This window comes from Aneurinibacillus sp. UBA3580, assembly GCF_002375825.1.
In the GTDB taxonomy this organism is placed as follows: Bacteria; Bacillota; Bacilli; order Aneurinibacillales; family Aneurinibacillaceae; genus Aneurinibacillus; species Aneurinibacillus danicus.
This window is the reverse complement of record NZ_DFMZ01000022.1, coordinates 6,826-7,075: the sequence shown is the minus strand read 5'-3', so window position 1 is coordinate 7,075 and position 250 is coordinate 6,826. Positions and strand designations below refer to the sequence as shown.

Here is a 250-nt window from a genome sequence, read left to right as displayed (position 1 = left end):
TCCTCACGATTTTCACAAAAAAGGAGGCCGGAACGGTCTCCTTTTTCTTATTTTTCGACATACCCTTCGTCTTCATTATAATCTTCCATTAAGTCCGGATTGCCCATTACGGAAACAACTCCTGCCTCATCGAGCATTTCCTCGTATTGTTCATGCATCGGAGTTTCCGTGTTTACGCCAATGAATTTTCCTTCCATGTCAGCGAGCAAAAATCCCTCAATGTCCTCCACATACCCGACAGGCTCTTCCG

General features: G+C 45.2%; 1 pseudogene. It reads right to left on the bottom strand.

Features of this window, described 5'->3' with window-relative positions:
- Nucleotides 1-47: 47 nt before the first annotated feature.
- Nucleotides 48-250 (bottom strand): annotated as a pseudogene (locus tag B2899_RS03340) (yteA family sporulation protein); the annotation flags it as partial.